The organism is Streptomyces sp. ACA25 (genome assembly GCF_028200735.1).
Classification (GTDB): domain Bacteria; phylum Actinomycetota; class Actinomycetes; order Streptomycetales; family Streptomycetaceae; genus Streptomyces.
In genome coordinates this window covers 158001-179918 of the sequence record NZ_JAQKPV010000004.1, presented here as the reverse complement: position 1 = coordinate 179918, position 21918 = coordinate 158001, and the positions used below count along the sequence as shown (strand labels likewise).

The window sequence follows — 21918 nt, the reverse complement described above, 5'->3', positions numbered from 1 at the left end:
GGCCGCGCCATCGGGGCCGGCCTGATTGTTTCACGCCCGGCGGCCCCGGCGGGCAGCCCTGGCAACTCGAAGCGCGCGACCACAAGTCACAGAGGTACGGTCAAGGGTAGCGAGATCACGGAACGGACGCGTCCGCGACTGTGCGGCAGCCGCGGAACAGGAACCGAGGACGCCTTGCAGGACGGGACCGTACAGCGCGGCGGGAGCGCCGTGGAGGACAGCGCGGGTACGCGCGGGGAGCAGCACCCGCGGGACATGGGCGTCGGCAGCGGCGCGGAGCACGACGCGCGGGGGGCCGGGGAGCGGGCGGCGGACACCGGGCGGGCGGGCCATGGGCCGCCCAGCGTCTACGTGGCCGGGGTCGGCCGGGGGGACGGCCGGCAGGTGATCGAGTTGGGGGTCATGGAGGTACTGACCCGCCTGGTCGACCGGGTGGGGGTGTTCCGGCCGCTGGCGCACGACGGCTCCGACACGGTGGTGGAGCTGCTGCGGGGCCGCTACCGGCTGTCGCAGTCGCGGGCCTCGGCGACGGGCATGACGTATGCCGCAGCCTCCGCGCTGCAGGCCGAGCAGGGCACCGACGAGCTGGTGACGCTGCTGGTGGACCGGTTCCACGAGGTGGCCAAGGACTATCAGGCGGTCCTGGTGCTGGGCACCGACTACGGGGACACCGGGCTGCCGGACGAGCTGGCGCTCAACGCCCGGCTGGCCAACGAGATGGGTGCGGCGGTGCTGCCGGTCATCGGCGGGCTGGACCGCAGTGCCGAGTCGGTGGTGGCCGAGGTGCGGATCGCCCGGCGGGCCTTCACCTCACGCGGCTGCGAGGTGATCGCCACGATCGCCAACCGGGTACAGGACCGGGAGGCCAGGAAGGCCGCCCGGGAGCTGGGGCGCCACCTGCCGGAGCCGGTGTACGTGCTGCCGGAGGAACCCGCGCTGTCCGCCCCGACCGTGGCCCAGACGGTCGCCGCGCTGGACGCGAAGGTGCTGCTGGGGGACGAGACCGGGCTGGCCCGGGATGTGCGGGATTTCGTGTTCGGCGGTGCGATGCTGCCGACTTTCCTGAACGCGCTGACCGAGGGCTGCCTGGTGGTGGCCCCCGGGGACCGGGCCGACCTGGTGATCGGGGCGCTGGCCGCGCACTCCGCGGGGTCGCCGCCGATCGCGGGGGTGCTGCTGACGCTGGGTCAGCACCCGGGTCCTGAGATCATGTCGCTGGCCGACCGGCTGGCCCCGGGCACCCCGGTGCTGTCGGTGCCCGCGAACTCCTTCGCCACCGCGGCGCGGCTGACGGGTCTCGAGGGCAAGCTGACGGCCGCCACCCCCCGCAAGGCGGAGATCGCCCTGGGCCTCTTCGAGACCCGGGTGGACACCGGGGCGCTCACCGAACGGCTGTCGGTGGTGCGCAGTGACCGGATGACGCCGATGATGTTCGAGCACGAGCTGGTGCAGCGGGCCCGTACCGACCGCCGGCACGTGGTGCTTCCGGAGGGCACCGAGGAGCGGGTGCTGCGCGCGGCGGAGGTGCTGCTGCGCCGCAACATCTGCGATCTGACCCTGCTCGGGGACGACACCGCGGTGCGCCGGCGGGCGGCCGACCTGGGCGTGGACCTGCGGCTGCTCGGCCCGGACGAGGTGCCCGAAGGGAAAGGCCCCAGCGCCCGGGTGGTGAACCCGCAGACCTCGCCGCTGCGGGAGCGGTTCGCCGAGCGGTACGCGCAGTTGCGCGCGCACCGGGGTGTCACGCAGGAGCTGGCCCACGACGTGGTGGCCGACGTGTCGTACTTCGGCACCCTGATGGTCGAGGAGGGGCTGGTGGACGGCATGGTCTCCGGTGCGGCGCACTCCACGGCGGCGACGATCCGGCCGGCCTTCGAGATCATCCGGACCCGGCCGGACGCCGGGATCGTCTCCTCGGTGTTCTTCATGTGCCTGTCCGACAAGGTGCTCGTCTACGGAGACTGCGCGGTCAATCCGGTACCGAACGCCGAACAGCTGGCGGACATCGCCGTCGAGTCGGCGGCGACGGCAGCCTGGTTCGGGGTCGAGCCGCGGGTCGCGATGCTCTCGTACTCCACCGGCACCTCCGGGACCGGCGCGGACGTGGACAAGGTGCGGGCGGCCACCGCACTGGTGCGGGAGCGGCGTCCGGACCTGAAGGTGGACGGCCCGATCCAGTACGACGCGGCGGTGGAGCCGTCGGTGGCCGCGGCGAAGCTGCCCGGCTCGGAGGTCGCCGGGCAGGCGACGGTGCTGATATTCCCCGACCTGAACACCGGCAACAACACGTACAAGGCGGTCCAGCGTTCCGCCGGGGCGGTGGCTGTCGGCCCGGTGCTGCAAGGGCTGCGCAAGCCGGTCAACGACCTCTCCCGCGGTGCGATGGTGCAGGACATCGTCAACACCGTCGCCATCACCGCCGTCCAGGCCCAAGCACGGAAGGCAGCGAGCCAGTGACCGCCACCCGGGTCCTCGTCCTCAACTCCGGCTCCTCCTCGGTGAAGTACCAGCTGCTGGACATGGTGACGGGCCGCCGGCCGGCCGCCGGCATCGTCGAGCGGATCGGTGAGCCGGCCTCACGCCATCTGCACACCGGGGCGGACGGCGAGCGGCGGGAGCGGGTCCGCCGGATGGCCGACCACGAGGCGGCGCTGGAGTCGGTCGCCGGGGAGCTGGCCGCGGACGGCATGGGGCTGGACTCCCCCGAGCTGCTCGCGATCGGCCACCGGGTGGTGCACGGCGGCGAGGCGTTCAGCGCGCCGGTGGCCGTGGACGAGGAGGTGGAGGCGGAGATCGAAAGGCTGATCCCTCTTGCCCCGCTGCACAATCCGGGCAACCTCGCCGGCATCCGGACCGCACGGGCCCTCAACCCGGCCCTGCCGCAGGTGGCGGTGTTCGACACCGCGTTCCACCGCACGATGCCGGAGCACGCGGCCCGCTACGCACTCGACGTCGCGACCGCCGACGAGCACCGGATCCGCCGCTACGGCTTCCACGGCACCTCGCACGCGTACGTCTGCCGGAAGACCGCGGAGCTGCTGGGCAGGGAGCTGTCCGAGCTGAACATCATCGTGCTGCACCTGGGCAACGGCGCCTCGGCCTCGGCGGTGGCGGGCGGGCGGTGCGTGGACACCTCGATGGGGCTGACGCCGCTGGAGGGCCTGGTGATGGGCACCCGCCCGGGGGACCTCGACCCGGGGGTGATCATCCATCTGGCGCGGGTGGCCGGCATGTCGGTGGACGGGATCGACCACCTGCTGAATCACCGCTCGGGGCTGACGGGCCTGTGCGGGGACAACGACATGCGGGAGATCTGCCGCCGGACGGACGAGGGGGACGAGGCGGCCCGGCTGGCGTTCGACGTTTATGTGCACCGGCTGAAGAAGTACATCGGCGCCTACTACGCGGTGCTGGGCCGGGTGGACGCGGTCGTCTTCACCGCAGGGGTCGGGGAGAACGCGGCCCCGGTCCGGGCGGCGGCGATCAGCGGGCTGGAGGAGCTGGGGCCGGCCGTGCGGGCGGAGCTGAACTTCGCGCGGACGGAGGGGCCCCGGCTGATTTCCCCGGAGTACGCTCGGGTCGCGGTGGCCGTGGTGCCCACCGACGAAGAGCTGGAGATCGCCACGCAGACCTACGAGCTGGTGACCCGTGAGGCCGGCGGGTGACGGACCCCGCAGATCCTCGCGGATCCGTGCGCGCCGTACCGGGCCGCGTGCGGACAGCGACGGCTGCGGTGACGTACCGTCCGGCCGCGCTCCCGAATTTCTTCCGCCACTGAACAAACCGATAGGATCGCTTCCATGCGCCGTTCCAAGATCGTTTGCACCCTGGGCCCAGCCGTCGACAGCTTCGATCAGCTGAAAAACCTGATCGACTCCGGCATGAACGTGGCCCGCTTCAACATGAGCCACGGGAGCCACCGGGAGCACGAGGAGCGGTACCACCGTCTCCGCCGGGCCAGTGAGGAGACCGGGCAGGCGGTGGGCGTGCTCGCCGATCTGCAGGGCCCCAAGATCCGTCTGGAGACCTTCGCCGACGGCCCCGTGGAGCTGGTCCGCGGGGACGAGTTCACCATCACCACCGAGGACGTCCCCGGGGACCAGAGCATCTGCGGGACCACCTACAAGGGCCTGCCCGGGGATGTCTCCAAGGGCGAGATGATCCTGATCAACGACGGGAACGTGGCCCTCCAGGTCACCGATGTCGACGGTCCGCGGGTGCACTCCATCGTCATCGAGGGCGGGGTCGTCTCCGACCACAAGGGGATCAATCTCCCGGGCGTGGCGGTCAATGTCCCCGCCCTGTCGGAGAAGGACGTCGAGGACCTGGAGTTCGCGCTGCGCATGGGCTGCGACATGGTCGCGCTGTCCTTCGTGCGCAACGCCTCCGACGTCCGCGACGTGCACCAGGTCATGGACCGGGTGGGCCGCCGGGTGCCGGTGATCGCCAAGGTGGAGAAGCCGCAGGCGGTCGAGAACATGCAGGAGATCGTCCTCGCCTTCGACGGCGTGATGGTGGCCCGCGGCGACCTGGCGGTGGAGTACCCGCTGGAGAAGGTCCCGATGGTGCAGAAGCGGCTGGTGGAGATGTGCCGCCGGAACGCCAAGCCGGTCATCGTCGCCACCCAGATGATGGAATCGATGATCACGAACTCCCGGCCGACCCGGGCCGAGGCCTCCGACGTGGCCAACGCCATCCTGGACGGCGCGGACGCGGTGATGCTGTCCGCGGAGTCCTCGGTCGGCCAGTACCCGATCGAGACGGTCAAGACGATGTCGAAGATCGTCGTCGCCGCTGAGGAGGAGCTGCTGTCCAAGGGCCTGCAGCCGCTGGTGCCGGGCAAGAAGCCCCGCACCCAGGGCGGTTCGGTGGCTCGCGCGGCCTGCGAGATGGCCGACTTCCTGGACGGCCGGGCCCTGGTGGCCTTCACCCGGTCCGGGGACACCGCACGCCGCCTCTCCCGCTACCGGGTGTCCCAGCCGATCCTGGCCTTCACCACCGAGCCCGAGACCCGCAACCAGCTGACCCTGACCTGGGGTGTGGAGACCTTCGTCGTCCCGCACGCCGACCACACCGACGAGATGGTGCGGCTGGTGGACAACGAACTGCTCAAGCTCAACCGCTTCCACGAGGACGACGTCATGATCATGACGGCCGGCTCGCCGCCCGGAGTCGTCGGCACCACCAACCTGGTGCGCATCCTGCACCTGGGCCGCGACAGCTGACCCTCCGGCCTCCGTCCGGGGCCCGCGGTCAGTGCCGGGTCGTGTACTGCCGCATGCCCGGAATGGTGAGCTCGCCCCCGAACTGACCGGCCTGGGTGACGTGCACGTCGGTGAAGTGGGCGATGGGGATGTCCAGCGGGGGCTGGTGCTCCGGGTCGAAGACGATCGGGATCAGCCCGAACAGCTTGCCCTCAAGCCGCTCCGTGTACATCGTCACCTGTCCGTTGCGGAAGGGCGAGTTGGACCCCGCCTCGGCCTGCACGTGGTACCGCAGCCCTTCCGGGGTGTCGACCATCTGGTGCAGGTCGCCGATGTCCAGCTTGTCGGCCGTGAACTTCAGCGCCTGCTTGGTGGAGCCGTTGGCCGTGGTGACGTTCACGACGCCGTGGTACTTCAGGCCCCGCAGCGTGAGGTAGGTGGCCTCCAGGACCCAGGGATCGTCCGCGAGGGTGACCGGGGTCTGCTCCCCCTCCCCGTCGACGCGCTGGGTCTCCGGGCAGGGGAACGGGACCTTGCCGTCCTCATCCGGCGCGAAGGGGTCGTCCTCCGCGGGTGCCGGGTCCCCGGTGCCGGCGGCGTCCCCGTCGCTCTCCCCGGGCGCCGCGGAGCCGTCCGCCGCACCGTCCTCCGCCGGGGTCCCGGCCGCCGGCCGTTCCGTCTCGGGGGCCCCCGCCCCGGCTCCGGCCGGGTCCTCCACCGGTGCCGAGCCCTCGCCGGCGTCTCCTGCCCCGTCGGACCCTTCGGCCTCACGGGATTCCCCGGACTCCTCGTCCGGCTCCTCGTCGGACTGCTGGGGCGCCTCCTCGGCGCCGGCCTCCGCCTCACCGGAGTCCCGGCCACCGGTGAAGATGCCCCGGACCCCGTCGCCCAGATCACGCAGCGCGTCCCCGACCCCCAGCGGGTCCAGCGGGTGCCGCTCACGCGTCTGCTCCTCACCGGCCGGCTCCTCCGCCTCCTCGGGGGGCGCCTCCCCGTCGGCCGGGTCAGAGGGCTCGGGCGCCGGCGGCGACGCCGGTTCCGGGTCCTCCGGCGGCCCGGTGTCCTCCGCACCGGCCTCTCCCGTGCGCTCCTGCGCCCCGCCGGTGTCCGCTTCCCCGCCGGGCCCGGCCCGTTCCGCTTCCGGGCTGTCCGGCCCGGCACCTTCCGGCCCGGTGTCCTCCGCACCGGCCGCCGCGGATTCCTCCGCCCCGGCCTCCTCCTCGACATCCGGCATCTCGACGCACGGCCCGCTGCGGAAGGGGTTCTCGGGCCCCTGCTCGGCCTGGGCCAGCGGGGAGGTGAGCCCCATGCCCAGCATCACCGCCGAGGGCATCGCGGCGAAGGCCATGGCTTTGCCGACCGGCAGGTGCATGCGCTTCAGCAACGTTCTGCGCCGATCGGGCGCCTGCTCGGGTATCTCCTCACTCGGCACGGTGCGTCTCCTTCTCCTGCTCTGTGGTGACGCCCGCGAAGCCGGCGAGCGCGCTGCCGGTGCCCGCCGCACGCTGCGCCGGGACGCGCCCCTCGGGCAGCTCCGCGGTCCGCGGGTCCTCGTCCCCGGCACCCGCCGACCCCTGCCCGGTCTTCTCACCGCCCTGCGGCTCCCGGACGTCCTGCACCCAGGCGACACTCATGCCTCCCCCGACGAGCCCGAAGAGGAAGCCGATCAGAAACCCACCGAAGTTGGACACCACGAGGGAGACCAGCGACAGCATGATCCCCGCCACTCCCGCGAAGATCCGGGCGTGCGGCTGGAACCACATCGTGAGGCCGAGCGTGACCAGCAGGGCTCCGATGACCGCCGAGCCGGCACCCGCGGTCGTCGCCATCCGGATGGTCAGCTCACCGAGCGTCAGATTCGCGTAAGGGAAGTAGGCGATCGGCAGGCCGGCCAGGATGGTGAGCACCCCGGCCCAGAACGGCCGCTGCCACCTCCAGCGGCGGAAGGCCACGCGCCCCCGGGAGAAGCGCGACGGCGTACTCGGTTGCTCAGTGGATGTGGTGGTGCTCATGGCGCGGACTCCCTGGTGACGCCGGACAACAGCGGGACACTCGAACGGCCGGACCGCCCGGGGCGGGGGTCACGCGCCCCTCCCCGGGCGACGGCTCACACCGTCAGTAGCACTCGTTCTTGCCCTTGTGCACCTTCATCTTGAGCCCGTTCAGCTCGAAGGTCCCGGCCGAGGTCGCCCACGCGGTCTGCTTGACGCCGGTGAGCACCGCCTTGTCGGCCTGCTGGGCGAACGAGCCCGGCACCCGGTGCTCGCCGGACTTCGGCGTCGGGCCCTTGGAGCTGTGGTCGACGCTGACACCGATGTCGATGTTGGTGAACGTCGCGTCGGCGTTGAGGTCGGTGATGTCGATGAAGAGGTTCTTGGCCTTGACCGGCTTGGCCGGGTTGTCGCCGGCACCCAGCTTGACCGTGACGTCGCCGATCGGGGTCGGCACGACAACCGACTGGCACAGCTTGTTGATCGTGGCGGAGTTGAACGCCGACACCGCGACGGGCACCAGCTCGTCGTCGTGCTTGACGTCGAGAGCGCCGTACTGGACGAAGCCGGTGCCCTCCAGCCGCTCGGTGGTGACCTTGAACTGCTGGCCGGAGACGGCGAACGAGGCCGCCAGAGCTCCCTGGGCGAGAGCGACACCTATCGCGGCGGACGCGGCCACACTCGGCACCATGACCACGCCGAACCGCTTCCATCGGGTACCGCCACGAGCCTGTGACTCCATGACTTTCCTCCTTCTCGGACAACCTCTCCGGTCCTGCCGCCAGGGGGATCCATGGATCTTTGGGGACCTGGAGAGGAGAGGCGCGATGCCCCCGGGCCACCCCCGGGGACTGCCACTGACCACGCGGCCGCAACGGAGCAGGTCCCACCCGTCGGTGGGAACCCCCTGATCCGTGGCCGACGCATGGCCGTGTCGGCTTGGCCGATCGTGGTGCATCTCACCGCACCGCACAAGAGGTTCATTACCAGCGAGTAAGTAACGGAGGCGTAGGGATCTTTCCACTCTCCGGCGGCACCACGGAGCGTCACCGGCAACCGCCGGGTGCAGGGGTGGCCAACCGGGAGCAACACACCGGAAACGCCTTCGACACGTCACCGAACGCAGCGGCGGCCGCGCTCTACCAAAGTTTGGTAAAACGCGGCCGCCGACCACGGATGAGAAGGGGTCAGCTCAGAAGAGCACCCGGGCGAGCGCGCTGCGGGCGGTGACCACCCGCGGATCGTCGGCTCCGACCACCTCGAAAAGCTCGAGCAGACGCACCCGGGCCGCCTGCCGGTCGTCCCCCGCGGTCCGCTGCACCGTGTCGACCAGCCGCCCGAAGGCGTCCTCGACATGACCGCCGACCATGTCGAGATCGGCGACGGCGAGCTGCGCGGCCACGTCGGCGGGCCGGTCGGCGGCGTCCTTGCGGGCCTGCTGCGCGTCGACGTCCCGCACTCGGCTCAGCAACTGGGCCTGCGTGAGCCCCAGCAGGGCCTCGGCGTTCTGCGGGTCGCCGGCCAGGACGTTCTCGTACGCCTGGACGGCGCCACCGAGATCCCCCGAGTCCAGCGCGGCGTGTGCCGCGGCGAGCGTCGGGTCCTCCGGAGGCTCAGGGGTGGCCTGAGCCTCCGGCGCACCGGTGGCCGAGACATCGACCGGGGCGCCGACAATGCCGAAGCGCTCCTCGGCGGCCTGGATCAGCTGGTCCAGGATCTGCCGGATCTGCTCCTCAGGGGCGGCCCCCTGGAAGAGCGGCAGAGCCTGACCGGCGATCACGGCGAACACCGCGGGGATGCCCTGGACGCCGAACTGCTGGAAGAGCGCCTGATTGCCGTCGACGTCGATCTTGGCGAGCACGAAGCGGCCCGCGTGCTCGACGGCGAGCCGCTCGAGGAGCGGTCCGAGCTGCTTGCAGGGCTCGCACCACTCGGCCCAGAAGTCGATGACCACCGGGACCTCGGCGCTGCGCTGCAGCACGTCCCGTTCGAAACTGGCCTCATCGACGTCGAAGACGAGCTGTGCGGCACCGGCCGGCGGCGGCCCGCCCGGCTGCGCCGCTCGCTGGGCCCGGGCCTGCTGGGCCTTTTCCTTGGCTTCGGCGGCTGCCTTCACTGCGGAGAGATCGACGGCTCCGCTGATGGACATATTGCGTGGCTGCATGGGACCAGTCTCCCCCTTCCGCGACCCGTTCCGGAACGCCCCTCGGCGCGAGCCGCCACGTGTCCGTGCTGCGTGACGCGCGTCATCTTACGCTACGGGCCGTAGCGTAACGGATGGAGCACACTCCCGCCCAGAGCCATCTGCGCGGCGATCTTCTTACCGACCGGTAAGGTGCTGCTCCATGCACCCCTCAGCCCGCCGTACCGGCCGGCCCCGCAGCGCCGCGGCGGACCGGGCGATCCTTGCGGCCACCCGCCACGCGCTGGCCGAACTGGGCTGGGCGAAGCTGACCATGAGCGATGTGGCGACGCGCGCGGGAGTCGCCCGCACCACCCTCTACCGCCGCTGGCCGGGCAAGAACGAGCTGGTCGTCGACGCGGTCGCGGACCTCTTCGACGCACAGCTCGACCTGCCGGACCGGGGCAGCCTGCCGGCCGACCTCGAAGGGGTGGTGCTGCGCTTCGCGGAACTGCTGGAGCGGCCGGAGACCCGGATCGGTCTGCTGGCGGTGTTCGCCGAGTCGACCCGCGACCCGGTGCTGCGCGCCCGGATCCGCGCCGCGATCGTCACCCGCCAGCGGGAGCTCGTCGTGCGCGGACGGGAGCGCGCCCAGCTCCGCGGAGAGCTGCCGCAGGATCCACCGGGGGCCGCGGGCAGCACACGGGCCGCCCGCCGGGTGGACCTGATCTTCGACATCATCGCGGGCTCGGTGGTGCACCGCACCCTGGTCAGCGACCAGCCGGTGGACGCGGCCTGGGCGCGCGAGTTCGCGGACCTCCTGCTGGGCGGTCTCACCGCCTCGGACGGCGGCGCCGGGAGAGGCCCGGCGCCGCCGCCGGGTCAGAAGCCGGGGGGCTCGGTGTAGGTTCCCCACTCGTCCCGCAGGACGCCGCAGATCTCCCCGAGCGTGGCCTCCGCCCGGACCGCCTCCAGCATCGGCCCGATCATGTTGCGGTCGCTGCGGGCCGCCTCCAGCATCCGGTCCAGGGTGGCGCGCACCGCGGCCTCGTCACGGGCCGCCTTGCGATCGGCCAGGGTACTGACCTGGTCGCGCTCCACCTCGTGGCTGACCCGCAGGATCTCCAGGTCACCGGTGACCGAGCCGGTGTGGCAGTTGACGCCGACGACCTTCTTCTCGTCCTTCTCCAGCGCCCGCTGGTACTGGAACGCGGCCTCGGCGATCCGGCCGGTGAACCAGCCGTCCTCGATACCGCGCAGCAGGCCGGAGGTGATCGGTCCGATCGGGTGGTTGCCGTCCGGGACGGCGCGCCGGCCCCGCTCCCGGATCTCCTCGAAGATCTTCTCGGCGTCCGCCTCGATCCGGTCCGTCAGCTGCTCGATGTACCAGGAGCCGCCGAGCGGGTCGGCGACGTTGGTGACGCCGGTCTCCTCCATGATCACCTGCTGCGTGCGCAGCGCGATCTCCGCGGCCTGCTCACTCGGCAGCGCGAGGGTCTCGTCCAGGGCGTTGGTGTGCAGCGAGTTCGTGCCGCCGAGTACCGCGGCGAGCGCCTCCACCGCGGTGCGCACCACGTTGTTGTACGGCTGCTGGGCGGTCAGCGAGACTCCGGCGGTCTGGGTGTGGAAGCGCAGCCACTGGGCCTTCTCACTGGTCGCACCGTAGACGTCGCGCATCCAGCGGGCCCAGATGCGGCGGGCGGCGCGGAACTTGGCGATCTCCTCGAAGAAGTCGAGGTGGGCGTCGAAGAAGAAGGACAGGCCGGGCGCGAACCTGTTGACGTCCATGCCCCGGCTCAGGCCCAGCTCGACGTAGCCGAAGCCGTCGGCGAGGGTGTAGGCGAGCTCCTGCGCGGCCGTCGATCCGGCCTCGCGGATGTGGTAGCCGGAGACGGACAGCGGCTTGTAGGCCGGGATGCCCTCGGCGCAGTGCTCCATCAGGTCGCCGATGAGCCGCAGGTGCGGCTCGGGCTGGAAGAGCCACTCCTTCTGGGCGATGTACTCCTTGAAGATGTCCGTCTGCAACGTGCCGTTGAGGACGGCCGGGTCGACCCCCTGACGCTCCGCCGCCACCAGGTACATGCAGAAGACCGGCACCGCCGGGCCGCTGATGGTCATGGAGGTGGTGACGTCGCCCAGCGGGATGCCGGCGAACAGGACCTCCATGTCGGCGGCGGAGTCGATGGCGACGCCGCAGTGCCCGACCTCGCCCAGCGCGCGCGGGTCGTCGGAGTCGCGGCCCATCAGGGTCGGCATGTCGAAGGCGACCGACAGCCCGCCGCCGCCCGCCGCCAGGATCATCTTGTAACGCTCGTTGGTCTGTTCGGCGTTGCCGAAGCCGGCGAACTGGCGGATGGTCCAGGTGCGGCCGCGGTAGCCGGTGGGGTGCAGGCCCCGGGTGTAGGGGAATTCGCCGGGCCAGCCGATCCGCTCGAAGCCCTCGTAGGTGTCTCCGGGGCGTGGGCCGTAGACGGGCTCCACCTCGTCCCCGGAGAGTGTGGTGAAGTCCGCGTCCCGCTTCCGGGCCGCGTCGAACCGGGCCTGCCAGCGACGGCGGCCCTCTGCGATGGCGTGAGCATCCATGACGCCCAATTTACTAGGACGTCCAAGTATTTGTCGATGCGGCCACGCCGGGAACCTCCCCGGCGTACGCGGAGGTCAGGCTCCGGCGGACGGGCCGGCGCCGGCGGTCTCCCGGGCCTGCGGGGCGGCGGCGGCTTCCGGCTGCTCCAGCAGCGGCCTGATCTCGGCGCTGATCCGGCGCTCGACGAAGAACGCGACGAACGGGATCGTGCCGGACAGCAGCACCCACAGCAGCTTGCCGAACGGCCAGCGGGCCTTCTGCCCCAGGTCGAAGGCGAAGACCAGGTAGATGATGTACAGCAGGCCGTGGGTCTGGGACACCACGAACGTGACATCCTCACCCATGTCGAAGCCGTACTTGAACACCATGCAGGTGCTGAGCACCAGGAGCATGACGGCGGTGACGTAGGCCATCACCCGGTAGCGGGTCAGGACGCTCTGCTTCATGGCACCCGAGCGTAACCGCCCGTTTCGGGCGTTCCTCACCCGGCCCCCGCTTACCCCACGGTCGGGTCAGGATTCCTCGAAGTCTCCCGCCGCCACCCGCAGGGGGCGCAGCATCGCGAAGATCTCCGCACACTCCTCGTCGTCGTAGGCCCGGAGCCCGAAGTCCATCGCGGTCAGCTCCCGGGTGGCGTCCTCGCACACCCTGCGGCCCCGGTCGGTGACGGACGCCAGCGTGCCCCGCCCGTCGTTCGGGTTGGGCCGCTTGGTCACCAGTCCGGATCTCACCAGCCGGTCGACGGTGTTGGTGACGGAGGTCGGATGGACCATGAGTCGTTCGCCGATCTTGGACATGGACAGCTCCCCACGCCTGCTGAAGGTCAGCAGCACCAGCGCCTCGTACCGGGCGAAGGTGAGCCCGTAGGGCTTGACCACGGCATCCACCTCGGCGAGCAGGATCTGCTGCGCCCGCATGATCGAGGTGATCGCGACCATGGACGGGGTGGCCCCGAAGTGCTCTTTCCAGAGCTCATCGGCGCGGGCGATCGGGTCGAACGGCAAGCTGAGCGGTTTCGGCACAGCAGCGACCTTACCGGCTGGTCATATCGCGGACGGAGCCGTCTCAGAAGTTGAGCCTCCCGGCCCGGGAGGGCCGTGTTCCGGCCACCCGGGGGCTCCGTGCGGCCACCGGCGCGGCCTCCTGCGGCATTCGGCGGAGCATCCCGGCCGCACACCTTCTGTTATGTGACGATTACCCCATGTTCGGCAGTCTTCCCGTCACCCGCGCCCTCAGGACATCACATCCGCTCGCCGTGCTGGTGGCCGGCCTGGCCCTCGCCCTCACCGTCGGCTGCTCGCTGCCGCCGGGCTCCTCCGATGCCCGGGGCCCCGGCCCGGACGAATCCGCGGACTCCCCGGCCCCCGAGCGGCACGGCGGCAGTGCCGCGGTGACCCCGCCGGCCGGCTCCGGACTGTGGGTGGACCCGCGGAGCCCCGCGGCCCGCCAGGTCGCCCGGTGGGAGCGGGAAGGGCGGGACGAGGACGCCCGGGTGCTGCGCCGGATGGCCGGGCAGCCGATCGCCGAGTGGCCGGACGGCGACGGCGACCCCGGGCCGCGGATCCGCGAGGTCACCGCGGCGGCCGGGGCCGCCGGGCAGACCGGTGTGTTCGTCGCCTACAACATCCCCCACCGGGACTGCGGACAGTACTCCCAGGGCGGGGCGGCGGACGCGGCGGCGTACCGGCAGTGGATCGGCACGTTCGCGGACAGCATCGGGGACGCCGAGGCCATGGTGATCCTGGAGCCGGACGCCGTGCCGCACCTGGTCGACGGCTGCACCGCCGGGATGTACCACGAGGAGCGGACCCAGCTGCTGGCCGAGGCCGTGGACCGGCTGTCGGAGCTGCCGCGCACCCGGGTCTATCTGGACGCGGGCAACCCGAGCTGGGTCACCGATCCCGCCGATCTGGTCGGCCCGCTGGAGCGGTCCGGGATCGCCCGGGCGGACGGCTTTGCCCTGAACGTGTCGAACTACCGCACCACCGAGCGCGTCATCGCCTACGGCCGCGCCCTGTCCGGGCTGCTGGACGGCGACCCGCCGTTCGTCGTGGACACCAGCCGCAACGGCAACGGGCCGCTGGAGGGCGAACAGGAGGAGTCCTGGTGCAACCCGCCGGGCCGGGCGCTGGGCACCCCGCCGACCATGGAGACCGGCGAGAAGCTGGTCGACGCCTTCCTGTGGATCAAGCGTCCCGGGGAGTCGGACGGCGAGTGCCGCGGCGGGCCGCGGGCCGGTGAGTGGTGGCCGGAGTACGCCCTCGGGCTGGCCCGTGAGGCCGGCCCGGAGCACGTCCCGTGACCCCGGGGTCCGGGGTCACGGGACGCGGCGTCACGGGCGGGCGGCGTCCGGGGCGGACGGGCCGGAAGCTGTCAGGGCAGGTGCACCCAGACCGCCTCGGAGGGCGTCCCGTCGGCGTCGGTGACGAACAGCATGTACCAGCCGGGCGGCAGCAGGGCCGCGTCCTCGGGAACCGACAGCGACACCTCGCCCTCCCGGGCGTCCACCTCGAGCCGGACCGAACGCTGCTCGACGTCGGTGGTGTGGGTGACGGCGCTCGGGCGCATCAGCCGGGCGTCCCGGATGCGTGCGGCGTCCGCGCTGCGGAACGTCGCCGTGCCGCCCCGCTCCAGCACCTGCGGTCCGATGCCCAGCGCCGGGCGCTCGCTCTCCTCCCGGAAGAGGTAGGGCGGGCTGTACACCTCGATGCGCTGTTCGAACTCGCCCGGCCGGGTGTTGGCCGCGTCCGCGAAGAGCGGTTCGGAGCCGAAGGTGGCAACCCGGCCGTCGGGCAGCAGCAGCGCCTCGGCGTGGTAGTTCCGCGCCACCGTCGGGTCGGCCGCGGGGCGGAACGCGTCGGCCACCGGGTCGTAGAACTGCGCGGTCAGGATGTCGCTCCGGCCTCGCCCCCGGTAGTCGGTGGAGCCGCCGCTGGTGAAGACGGTGTCGTCCGGCATGATCACGCTGTTCAGGTACCGGGTGCCCTGCGCCAGCTCGGGGCCGTCCCGGTACTGCGGGGACTCCTCCGTCAGGTCGATGATCGCGGTGCGGGCGGTCGAGTCGGCGGACTCCCCCACACCGCCGCCGCCGAGCACCATGAACCGCTGGTCCTGGGCCGGCGGGAGCAGCAGGGAGGCGGAGGTCTCCAGCTGGTCGGTGTCCCGGAGCCCGCCGACCGGGGTGAAGGTGTTGTCGTCCAGGTTCCACAGGCCGGGTTCGCGGCCCTCGTCGGCCGGCCCGTAGCCGGCGTTGGAGCCGGTGTAGAAGATGCGGTCGTCGGCGGTCAGGAACAGCGCCGGATAGGTCGGGAAGTACCGCTCGGGGCCCAGGGACCAGGTACGGGTCTCCGGGTCGTAGATCTCGTTGATGCCGGGCACCACCTTCCCGACCTCGTCCAGGCCGGAGACGGTCAGCACCCGGCCGTCGGACAGGGTGGTGAGTGTCGGGTACCAGCGGGCCTCCGCCATCGGCTCCACCGGCAGGTACTTCTCCGCCACCGGGTCGAACTCGTAGGCGGCGTTGATGCCCTGGAAGTCCTGGTCGTCCAGGGTCATCTCCTGGGCGAGGCCGTAGAAGTTCTCCGCGTCCGCGCCCTCCAGGCCTTCGATGGCGTACTGGCCGGGAGTGTCGGTGACGCCGCTCTCCCCCTCCTCGACGGCCACCACGAACACCCGGGTCTCGGAGGCGGTGACGACGGTGCGCTCCTCCTCGTCCGGGGCGTTGTCCGGGCCACCGTCCGGGTTCTTGCCCGAGACGGTCTCCTTGGCCGCCGGCGGGACGGTCACCTCCACCTCGGTCTCGTACACGACGCCCTCGGGAGAGCGGAACCGGGTGCCGGCCGGGAAGGTGCGCTCCTGGTCCGGGTCCTCGTTCTTGACGGTCATGGCGCCGCCGGCCCGCGTCACCTCGTCGCCGAGGATCTCGTAGCGGGCGGTGCCGCCGGCCACCAGCAGGCGCCCGTCGGCCAGCTGGGAGTGCCCGGCACAGAAGAAGTCCTCCGGGGTCGGCACGTGGCTGAACGTGTGGTCGGCCGGGTCCCACAGCACGGTCTCGAAGGTGCCCGCCTCGAACATCTCCATGTTGTTTCCCGAGCCGGCGATGATCAGCACCTTCCCGGTGTGCAGCAGCGCGGCGTGCAGGGCGTTCGTCCGGTACTCCTCGGGGACGTCCACCACCTCCCAGGAGCCGTAGTCCGCCCGGTAGGCGGGCTGGGATATCCGGTGCTCGTGCAGCCGGTCCCGGGCGAAGGTCCAGGCCGCCGGCAGGTTCATCCCGGCTATCAGGAGGGTCACGGCGGCGCCCAGAGCGGTCTTCTTGAACCGGACGCTGGGTCGGTAGTGCATGGATCAGCTCCCAGTGGTCGTGGTGGCGAGGGCGCCGGCCGGCGCCTCGCCCCGGGGGGTGCCGGGTCCGGAGCCGGACGGCGGCCCGGTGGTGGTGCGCCGCTGGTCGCGCCGCCGCTCGCGCAGGCGGTGCACCGCCCAGATGGTGAGCGGGGCGAGGGTGACCGTGAGCGCCAGCAGGGACCAGGTGCGCATCGCCACATGCGTGTGGTCCAGCAGGACCGAGACGACGAGCGAGACAGCGAGGACGGCCGCCCAGAACAGGTGCAGCCGGAACGTGGCGAGCCGGTCCGGGCTCCGCACGTCCCCCTTGGGGGTGACGACGAAGGAGCTCTTGCGGCGCAGCACGGCGTCCAGCAGCGAGCGGGCGTAGAGGGGCGCGGAGAGGGCGGACATCAGCATGCCGGCCGCGCCGGAGGAGCCCTCGGGTTCGTGCGGGCTGACGTTGTGCCGCCGGTTCCACAGGTAGAGCCCGACCTGCAGGGCGGCCACATCGCTGTAGAGCATCAGCCAGACCGCGGCGCTGACCTGGGTCCCGGAGGCCCCGAGGTTGAGGTAGAGCACGCAGCCGAGGACCCCGAGCATCCAGGTGAGCGCGGCCATCGGGTAGAAGGCCAGCATCAGGGAGTAGCTGAGGAGCTTGCCCGGGGAGTGCCGGCGCCGGCCGCGCCCGTACTGCCGCAGGATCGTCTCGTAGGTGCCGCGGGACCAGCGCAGCTGCTGTGTGAAGAAGTCGGTCCAGGAGGACGGTCCCTCGCCGACGGCGAGCACGTCCGGGGTGTAGACCGAGCGCCAGGCCCGGCCGGTCAGCGGGTTGCGGGTGCGGTGCAATTCGAAGCCGGTGGCCATGTCCTCGGTGATGGAGTCGTAGAGGCCGCCGACGCTGCGCAGCGCGGAGACCCGCACGGCGTTGTTGGTGCCGACGAACATCGCGGCGCCGTAACGGTTGCCCGCCCGCTGGATCAGCGCGTGGAAGAGGAACTGCTGGCTCTCCGCCGCCTTGGTGACGGGCCCGTCGTAGTTGCCGTACACCTGGGGTCCGACGACGAAGGCGACGTCCGGGTCACGGAAGTAGCCGAGCATCCGCTCCAGGTAGGCGGGCAGCGGGACGTGGTCGGTGTCCACGGAGGCGAAGACGTCGTAGGCGTCCCCGTGCTCCTGGAGCCAGGCGTTGTAGTTGCCGTGCTTGGTCCTCGCCCGGTGGGGTCCGGAGGGCTGGTTCCACTTCTCGATGCCCCGGCGGGTGAAGTGCCGCACCCCGAGCCGGGCGCACAGCTCCCGGGCCTCGGGGTCGTCCCCCTCGTCGAGCAGCCAGATGTCCAGCGGTCCGTCGTGCCGCAGCCGTACGGCTGCCTCGAGGGTGGACCGCACCATGGATATCGGTTCCTTGCCGGGCACGAAGGTGGTGAGGAACGCGACGCGGAGACCGGGTTCGGCAGTGACCGGCACGGGGTCCCGGGCGGTCAGGGTGGCGTGGGCGATCGAGATGATGTTGATCAGCCGGAAGAACTCGATGAGCCCGATGCACACGAGCATCGTGACGTCGGCGACCAGCAGGTGGGACGGCGCGTGGTGCCGCTCCGTCCAGTGGCTCGGCCAGACCAGCCAGAGCAGCAGCACCCCGGACAGCAGGGGGGCCAGTGTCATCAGCAGGGCGGCCCGGACGCGGTGCGGGGACCGCGTCATCAGCCTGCGGTAGGCGACCCGGTAGTCGGGGCCCGGCTCGGTCAGTGGCCCGGCAAGACAGGAGTAGGTGTCGTAGTCGTAACCCGCTCGCCGCACAGGTCCCTCCATCTCCCCGGCAGTCCCGGTCGCGCCGTCCGGGCCGGAGCAACCGGGTGGCGCCGCTGACGAAAGCCGTCAGGAACCACCCCAAGGCAGGACTGACGCCCTGGCGAACGGGCGGGGCCGGAAGGGGGAACCCTCGGTCGAGGGGGGCGGTTCCGCCGTTGGGGGGAGCGGGTCCCCGTGGCGCCACCGGTCCGGGGGAACGCGGGGACGGCCCGCGAGGACGGCCGGCGCCGTGGGGCCTCGGGGCGGCGGCGCCGGTACCGGACGTGCCGGCTGCGCGCTGCGCGGAGAACAGGGCGTCGGCGTCCGGGCAGGAGCGGACCTCGTGGTCGTGCGCCGTCCGGGTGCGCCCCGGCGCGGTGCCGCTGCCACCGGCTGCTGGATAGAGTCGAGGTCATGGACACCGAGACCGGCACCCGCTGGCTTAGCGCCGCCGAACAGCGCGCCTGGCGCACCCACCTGGACGTCAGCCGGTTGCTCATGCACCGGCTGGAGCGGGACCTGCAGCCCTTCGGGCTGACCATGAACGACTACGAGATCCTGGTCTGCCTGTCCGAGACGGACGACCGGCGGATGCGGATGAGCGACCTGGCGGCGGCCACGCTCCAGTCCAAGAGCCGGCTGTCGCACCAGATCACCCGCATGGAGCGGGCGGGGCTGGTCCGGCGCGAGACGTGCGACTCCGACCGGCGGGGTCTCTTCGCGGTGCTCACCGAGCGCGGCTGGCAGACCATGCAGGGCGTCGCACCCCACCACGTGGAGGCGGTGCGCCGCCACTTCGTCGACCTGTTGTCCCCGGAGGAGCTGGAAGGGCTGCGGGTATCGCTCGTCCCGGTCGCCGAGCACCTGCGCGCGGAGCGCGGCCGGCCGTAGCCGGGCGGGGGCGCGGGCCGGGCGGCGGGCTCAGTCCCCGGTCACCGCCGCGACCAGCTCGTCGGCCGCCGCGTAGGGATCCAGGGTGCCGGCCACGATCCGCTCCGCCAGCGCACCGAGCCTGCGGTCCCCGTGCAGGTCGCCGATGCGCTCGCGCAGCGTGGTCACGGCGATCGTCTCGACCTCACGGGCTGCCCGGCGCGCACGGCGCTCGGCGAGCACCCCGCGCTCCTCCATCCACGCCCGGTGCTTCTCCAGGGCCTCGACGACCTCGTCGATGCCCTCCCCCCGGGCGGCGACGGTCTTCACCACGGAGGGCCGCCAGTCCCCCGGAGCACGCGCCTCACCGAGACCCAGCATGTGGTTGAGCTCCCGGACCGTGGCATCGGCGCCGTCCCGGTCCGCCTTGTTCACCACGAAGACGTCACCGATCTCCAGGATGCCCGCCTTGGCCGCCTGGATCCCGTCGCCCATGCCGGGAGCCAGCAGCACGACCGAGGTGTCGGCCTGGGAGGCGATGTCCACCTCGGACTGGCCCACACCGACCGTCTCCACCAGAATCACGTCGCAGCCGGCCGCGTCCAGCACCCGGACCGCCTGCGGGGCGGACCAGGCCAGCCCGCCCAGGTGACCACGGGTGGCCATGGAACGGATGTAGACGCCCGGATCGGAGGTGTGCTCGTTCATCCGCACCCGGTCACCGAGCAGCGCGCCGCCGGAGAACGGCGAGGACGGGTCCACGGCCAGCACCCCGACCCGCTTTCCCGCCCGGCGATAGGCGCTGACCAGCGCCGAGGTCGAGGTGGACTTCCCGACCCCGGGCGAGCCGGTCAGGCCGACGACGTAGGCCTGACCGGTGTGCGGCGCCAGCGCCGCCATGACGTCGCGGAGCTGCGGCGACGCCCCCTCCACCAGGGAAATCAGCCGGGCGACCGCCCGTGGCTGCCCCTGCCGGGCCCTGGTCACCAGATCGGGGACGTCAACCGCCATCCTGCTGCTCCTCGTGCTGCTCTCGTGGCACGCCGGGGGCGGCGTGCCGGGTGGTCACTGCTGGGGGACGCGGACGACCAGGGCGTCGCCCTGCCCGCCGCCGCCGCACAGGGCCGCCGCGCCGGTGCCCCCGCCGCGCCGCTTCAGTTCCAGGGCGAGGTGCAGCACGACCCGGGCCCCGGACATCCCGATGGGGTGGCCGAGGGCGATCGCGCCGCCGTTCACGTTGACCTTGTCGGAGGAGACCTTGAGGTCCTTCATCGACTGCACCGCGACGGCGGCGAAGGCCTCGTTGATCTCCAGCAGGTCCAGGTCCTCGACGGTCAGCCCGTCCTTGCCCAGGGCGTGCAGGACGGCGTTGGCCGGCTGCGACTGGAGGGAGTTGTCCGGGCCGGCGACGTTGCCGTGCGCGCCGATCTCCGCGAGCCACTCCAGACCCAGCTCCTCGGCCTTGGCCTTGGACATCACCACGACGGCCGCGGCGCCGTCGGAGATCTGCGAGGCGGAGCCGGCCGTGATCGTGCCGTCCTTGGCGAAGGCCGGGCGCAGCTTGCCCAGGGACTCCTCGGTGGTCTCGCCCCGGATCCCCTCGTCCTGCGCGAAGATCACCGGGTCGCCCTTGCGCTGCGGGATCTCCACCGGTGTGATCTCCGCCTCGAACAGGCCGTTCTTCTGCGCGGCCGCAGCGCGCTGGTGGGAGGCGGCGGCAATGGCGTCCTGCTCGGGGCGGGCGATGCCGAGCCGGGTGTTGTGCTTCTCGGTGGACTCGCCCATGGCGACGCCCTCGAAGGAGTCGGTGAGGCCGTCGTGCGCCATGGAGTCGAGCATCTCCACCGCGCCGTACTTGTAGCCCTCCCGGGACTTGTTCAGCAGGTGCGGGGCGTTGGTCATGGACTCCTGGCCGCCCGCGACGATCACGTCGAACTCACCGGCGCGGATCAGCTGGTCGGCCAGCGCGATGGCGTCGAGACCGGACAGACAGACCTTGTTCACCGTCAGCGCGGGAACATTCATCGGGATACCGGCCTTCACGGCCGCCTGCCGGGCCGGGATCTGGCCGGCGCCGGCCTGGAGCACCTGCCCCATGATCACGTACTGCACCTGGTCCCCGCCGATCCCGGCGCGCTCCAGGGCCGCCTTGATGGCGAAGCCGCCGAGGTCGGCTCCGGAGAACGACTTGAGGGAGCCGAGCAGCCTGCCCATCGGGGTCCGCGCTCCTGCGACGATCACTGAGGTGGTGCCGTTCGTGCCTGTCATGGTGCGGCTCCTTGATGCATCAGGAGTGAACGAGGGTTCACGCCAATCTACTGAGCGGTCGCTGCGCCGGTCACCGTTCAGCGGCTGTGACAGTGCGCACGTTGCGCCCTCACCCGACGTGGCGGTGCACTGGTGGCATGGAGAAATTCGTGAGTCCGACGCGCATCGACCACATCGGTATCGCCTGCTTCGACCTGGACGCGACCGTGGAGTTCTATCGCACCACCTACGGCTTCGAGGTGTTCCACCGCGAGGTGAACGAGGAGCAGGGCGTCCGGGAAGCCATGCTCCGCATCAACGGTACCGATGACGGAGGTGCTTCGTACATCCAGCTCCTGGAGCCGACGCGGGACGACTCCACCGTCGCGAAATGGCTGGCCAAGAACGGGGAGGGCGTGCATCACCTCGCCTTCGGCACCGCGGATGTCGACGCGACGGCCGACGGCGTCCGGGAGCGGGGGGTCCGGGTGCTCTACGACGAGCCCCGCACCGGCTCCATGGGCTCCCGCATCACCTTTCTGCACCCCAAGGACTGTCACGGTGTGCTCACCGAACTCGTCACCGCGGCCCCCGAAACGGCCGGAGGAGGAACCGCGGGCCACTGACGCAGCCTGCCCCGGCCGGTAGAGTGGGCGGGCCGGGGCGGAGAGCGCATCCTCCGTTCCGTGTCCGGCCGATGATGCGGCTGCGGATCGCCAGGCTCCCTCAGCGGTCACGGCCGGATCACCCACCATGACGACCAGGGGACGGATGGGACCGCGC

At 71.7% G+C, this 21918-nt stretch carries 18 protein-coding genes; 7 read left to right on the top strand and 11 right to left on the bottom strand.

What is annotated here, in order from left to right; all coding sequences use genetic code 11:
* Positions 1-174 precede the first annotated feature (174 nt).
* The 3 genes from pta (at position 175) to pyk (ending at position 5225) form a co-directional block, all read left to right on the top strand.
* Positions 175-2457, top strand: coding sequence for a phosphate acetyltransferase (gene pta, locus PJ985_RS08825; RefSeq protein WP_271683045.1), 2283 nt, complete (start codon positions 175-177; stop codon positions 2455-2457).
* Positions 2454-3665, top strand: coding sequence for an acetate kinase (locus PJ985_RS08820; RefSeq protein WP_271683044.1), 1212 nt, complete (start codon positions 2454-2456; stop codon positions 3663-3665). Before pta ends, PJ985_RS08820 begins: the two co-directional genes overlap by 4 nt.
* Positions 3666-3800: 135 nt before the next feature.
* Positions 3801-5225 (top strand): pyruvate kinase, encoded by a 1425-nt coding sequence (pyk, locus tag PJ985_RS08815; RefSeq protein ID WP_271683043.1) that lies wholly within the window; start codon positions 3801-3803, stop codon positions 5223-5225.
* A gap of 28 nt (positions 5226-5253) precedes the next feature.
* Here the strand turns inward: pyk and PJ985_RS08810 are convergent, their stop codons facing one another.
* From PJ985_RS08810 to PJ985_RS08795, 4 genes are all read right to left on the bottom strand, one after another.
* Complete coding sequence (locus PJ985_RS08810; protein WP_271683042.1) at positions 5254-6636, bottom strand: hypothetical protein; 1383 nt, start codon at positions 6634-6636, stop codon at positions 5254-5256.
* A complete protein-coding gene (locus tag PJ985_RS08805) occupies positions 6626-7216 on the bottom strand; it encodes a DUF6114 domain-containing protein (RefSeq protein WP_271683041.1) in 591 nt (196 codons plus the stop codon). The genes PJ985_RS08810 and PJ985_RS08805 overlap by 11 nt, the downstream gene beginning before the upstream one ends.
* A 103-nt stretch (positions 7217-7319) precedes the next feature.
* Entirely contained in the window at positions 7320-7937 is a 618-nt protein-coding gene (locus tag PJ985_RS08800) for a DUF6230 family protein (protein ID WP_271683040.1), read from the bottom strand.
* 450 nt (positions 7938-8387) lie between these two features.
* The gene (locus tag PJ985_RS08795; protein WP_271683039.1) at positions 8388-9359 is read right to left on the bottom strand and encodes a tetratricopeptide repeat protein; all 972 of its coding nucleotides are present in this window, start codon (positions 9357-9359) and stop codon (positions 8388-8390) included.
* Positions 9360-9540: 181 nt separating this feature from the next.
* Here PJ985_RS08795 and PJ985_RS08790 point away from each other — a divergent pair, with 181 nt between their 5' ends.
* On the top strand, positions 9541-10224 hold the full coding sequence (locus tag PJ985_RS08790) for a TetR/AcrR family transcriptional regulator (RefSeq protein ID WP_271683038.1): 684 nt from the start codon (positions 9541-9543) through the stop codon (positions 10222-10224).
* On the opposite strand, the gene PJ985_RS08785 is transcribed toward PJ985_RS08790, so the two are convergent.
* The 3 genes from PJ985_RS08785 to PJ985_RS08775 form a co-directional block, all read right to left on the bottom strand.
* Entirely contained in the window at positions 10200-11900 is a 1701-nt protein-coding gene (locus PJ985_RS08785; protein WP_271683037.1) for an acyl-CoA mutase large subunit family protein, read from the bottom strand. The genes PJ985_RS08790 and PJ985_RS08785 overlap by 25 nt on opposite strands.
* Positions 11901-11975: 75 nt before the next feature.
* Positions 11976-12347, bottom strand: coding sequence for a DUF3817 domain-containing protein (locus tag PJ985_RS08780; RefSeq protein ID WP_271683036.1), 372 nt, complete (start codon positions 12345-12347; stop codon positions 11976-11978).
* Between the two features lie 66 nt (positions 12348-12413).
* The gene (locus PJ985_RS08775; protein ID WP_271683035.1) at positions 12414-12923 is read right to left on the bottom strand and encodes a MarR family winged helix-turn-helix transcriptional regulator; all 510 of its coding nucleotides are present in this window, start codon (positions 12921-12923) and stop codon (positions 12414-12416) included.
* Positions 12924-13102: 179 nt separating this feature from the next.
* Between PJ985_RS08775 and PJ985_RS08770 the strand changes: the two genes are divergently transcribed.
* Positions 13103-14203, top strand: coding sequence for a glycoside hydrolase family 6 protein (locus PJ985_RS08770; protein WP_271683034.1), 1101 nt, complete (start codon positions 13103-13105; stop codon positions 14201-14203).
* Between the two features lie 71 nt (positions 14204-14274).
* Here the strand turns inward: PJ985_RS08770 and PJ985_RS08765 are convergent, their stop codons facing one another.
* Both PJ985_RS08765 and PJ985_RS08760 read right to left on the bottom strand, forming a co-directional pair.
* On the bottom strand, positions 14275-16245 hold the full coding sequence (locus tag PJ985_RS08765; RefSeq protein ID WP_271683033.1) for a kelch motif-containing protein: 1971 nt from the start codon (positions 16243-16245) through the stop codon (positions 14275-14277).
* A 3-nt stretch (positions 16246-16248) separates the two neighbouring features.
* On the bottom strand, positions 16249-18027 hold the full coding sequence (locus PJ985_RS08760) for a glycosyltransferase family 2 protein (RefSeq protein WP_271683032.1): 1779 nt from the start codon (positions 18025-18027) through the stop codon (positions 16249-16251).
* A 405-nt stretch (positions 18028-18432) separates the two neighbouring features.
* Here PJ985_RS08760 and PJ985_RS08755 point away from each other — a divergent pair, with 405 nt between their 5' ends.
* Entirely contained in the window at positions 18433-18909 is a 477-nt protein-coding gene (locus PJ985_RS08755) for a MarR family winged helix-turn-helix transcriptional regulator (protein ID WP_271683031.1), read from the top strand.
* Between the two features lie 30 nt (positions 18910-18939).
* Here PJ985_RS08755 and meaB read toward each other — a convergent pair whose 3' ends face one another.
* Entirely contained in the window at positions 18940-19899 is a 960-nt protein-coding gene (gene meaB / locus PJ985_RS08750; protein ID WP_271683030.1) for a methylmalonyl Co-A mutase-associated GTPase MeaB, read from the bottom strand.
* Between the two features lie 54 nt (positions 19900-19953).
* Positions 19954-21156, bottom strand: a complete 1203-nt coding sequence (locus PJ985_RS08745) for an acetyl-CoA C-acetyltransferase (protein WP_271683029.1) — start codon at positions 21154-21156, stop codon at positions 19954-19956.
* Positions 21157-21293: 137 nt separating this feature from the next.
* Between PJ985_RS08745 and mce the strand changes: the two genes are divergently transcribed.
* The gene (gene mce / locus PJ985_RS08740) at positions 21294-21761 is read left to right on the top strand and encodes a methylmalonyl-CoA epimerase (RefSeq protein WP_271683028.1); all 468 of its coding nucleotides are present in this window, start codon (positions 21294-21296) and stop codon (positions 21759-21761) included.
* The last annotated feature ends 157 nt before the right edge of the window (positions 21762-21918 follow it).